Origin of the sequence: Pseudoalteromonas sp. TB64 (assembly GCF_000498095.1) — a bacterium.
In the GTDB taxonomy this organism is placed as follows: domain Bacteria; phylum Pseudomonadota; class Gammaproteobacteria; order Enterobacterales; family Alteromonadaceae; genus Pseudoalteromonas.
Genome location: NZ_AUTQ01000139.1, coordinates 1 through 2908, shown reverse-complemented (window position 1 = coordinate 2908; position 2908 = coordinate 1). Strand labels below are relative to the sequence as shown.

The 2908-nt window shown below is 39.0% G+C and carries 1 protein-coding gene; it reads right to left on the bottom strand.

Annotation, left to right across the window (positions count from 1 at the left end; all coding sequences use genetic code 11):
- A partial coding sequence (locus L647_RS0110940; protein WP_024611138.1) for a retention module-containing protein occupies positions 1 to 2431 on the bottom strand: 2431 nt, incomplete at its 3' end.
- Between the last annotated feature and the right edge of the window lie 477 nt (positions 2432 to 2908).

The window sequence follows — 2908 nt, the reverse complement described above, 5'->3', positions numbered from 1 at the left end:
TAGCCTCTACAGACCAAGACCCGTCAGCTGCGGTAACAACTTCAACTATTTCTGTTACGCCATCGCTTCCCGTAAATGTAACAGTTACTAAGGCACCGGGCTCTACATCTTGCGTTGCTCCACTAACTGTAGGAGTAGTATCGTTGGTATCTATTATAATATTAATACTTACAGTTAAATCTACATTGCCTACAGTACTCGCTTGAGCTTCATTACCAGAATCATCTATAACAGCTGCAACAACAGTAAAATCCCCCTCTGGTAATGGATTAGTTACTTGCGCACTCCACGATCCATCCGCTTGAGTAACCGCAAGTAAAGTAAACGTACTGCCATCACTTGCTGTAATAGTTAAGGTAATCGTTGTACCCGCAGGAATATTTCCAGTATTACCACTTAAAAATGGAGTGGTATCGTTACTACCTGCAATTGAATCAATTTGAATTGAAATTGGAGCAAATGTTACTTCACCATTTGTTTGTGCCGACGCCTCATTACCAGCAGCATCAGTTACAGACGCTGTAGCGGTAAAAACACCACCTGGTAATAAATCATTAGCATCAACACTCCAAGTTCCATCTTCATTTAATAAAGTAGTTAACGTTTGTGTATTACCGTTAATATCGGTTACTAACACAGTAATAACAGATCCTACAGGGGCATCTTCCACCCTACCTACAAAAGTTGGTGTGGTATCGTTAGTATCAGCAATTGCAGTAATTGAAATATTTGGCTCGGTTAAATCTACTACACCTTGCTCATCGTCTTGAGCTTCATTTCCCGCTGTATCACTAACAGTTGCAGTTACTTCAAACTGCCCTTCTGCTAATGGTGTTGTTACTTCTACAGACCAGCTTCCATCTGCATTTGTTTGAGTTAGTAACGTTTGCGTTTGGTTATTAATATCAGTAATAACAACACTAATAATAGAGCCTGCAGGCACGTCTTGAACATTACCGGTTATTATTGGGGTTGTGTCTTGCGTATCACTAATATTATTAATTACCACTGTTGGGGCAGTTAAATCAATTACCCCTGAATCACTTGCTAAAGCTTGATTTCCAACACTGTCGCTTACTTGTGCATCAACAGTAAATTCACCTTCAGGTAAGGGAGCACCAACGTCTACCGCCCAAGTACCATCTGCATTTGTTGTAGCGGTTAAAACTTGAACTAAACCAGTGCTGTCTGTTATCGATATAGTGACTTGCGTGCCTTCTGGCACTCCGCTTGTGGTACCGGTTAATGGAGGTGTTGCACTATTAACCTCACCTACAATATTTACTGTAATTTCAGGTGCCGTTAAATCCACATTTGCTAACGCCTGAGCAATCGCCTGATTTCCAGCAGTATCTATAGCCGTTGCATCTACATTAAATTCACCTTCAGCTAAAGGCGAAGAAGTTGTAATACTCCAATTCCCTTGAGCGTCAACTTGAGTAACAATAGTTTGTACTGAGCCAGTACTGTCAGTTAACGTAACTGACACGTTATCTCCAGTATTTAAACCCGATACTGAGCCCGTTACAGTAACCGTTTGCGAAGCTGAATCGGCAACAGGATTTATAGATATCAATGGAGCTGTAGTGTCTATTTCTACAGAAATAGTATCGTTAATTGGATTACCTACGGGGTCGGTTGCTTCAACAATTACTGTAACAGGACCATCTATAATTGGATTAGGTAAGGTTATTTCAAAAGTGCCATCCGGGCCAATAATCACACTCACAATTTGAGTATTACCATCAACATCCGTAACAGTAACGTTTACGGTTTCCCCAATTAAATTTTCACTTGTGCCCGTTATTGTAGGTTGTGATGAATTTGTAATACCCAGCTCGTTCAATGAAATTGAAGCAATTCCATCCTCAGGAATTACACCATCAGACGTGTCTGCTATATTAAATATTTCGTTACCACTTTGATCAAAACTTGAATCAAAAGTTACACTGCTAGGATCAACATTTTCAGAGATACGTGTTAATTGTACGAATGAGTTACCTCCTCCGGCTCCACCTGCAGCATTACCGCCAGCCGCAGTTGCCTCTAGGTTATCTAAAAGGTCACCACCGCCCTGCAAAGCATCTAAAAAATCACTGACATCAGAGTTTATCGCTATCTCTGTATTTGGGTCTTCAGATGAGTTTAAACTAGCAATCGCATCATCAATACTTTCATCAAAAACGGTTGTTTCACTAAAATCACGACCTTCTTTTGCTAATAAATCCGGTGTTATTTTAACTTTTTGATTTGCCGGAATAGATAAAGTTTCGCCTTGTACATCGATCGTTAGTGAGGATTTGACTGCTGTAACAACTAAATCACCAACACTAATAATATCCCCAACATTTAATGCTTTAATTGAACCGTCTTCCAGCACAACACCAGCAGACCCTTGAATATCAATAACTACTAATTGATTTGCTTCCATCGAAATATCCTCAAAACATTTAAAATAACGATCTAATAATTTAAATATAGAACACCAAATCAATATGGATACTGGACTGAAGTACAGGTTTATAAAAAATAAAAAAGTGGTAGAAAATTTATTTTATGCTAGCCGAAAAGATTATTTGCACTTTTTGCTTTTTCTTACTAAACATTGAATAAGATATTTTAAATTTCAATAGTATTAACAAGGTACAAGAGGAAGAGATGATTATAAAAAATACTTTTATAAAGCGCAGAGGAAGCATACTAATTGGATTAGCATTAGCAGCAATGAGTTTTCCGGCTCATATTTCCGCAAATACTAGGGTCTGTTGATCTTTGCGGATTAAAATTTGTTCAAACTAGGGGCTATTTAATCGCGGCGCGAGATTTGTAACCTAGTGGGCTAAGTCAAAACCGAGCAACAAAGAGTAAATAGCCCCTAGGAAGAACCCTTTGGGCAGCGCCTGTTTGG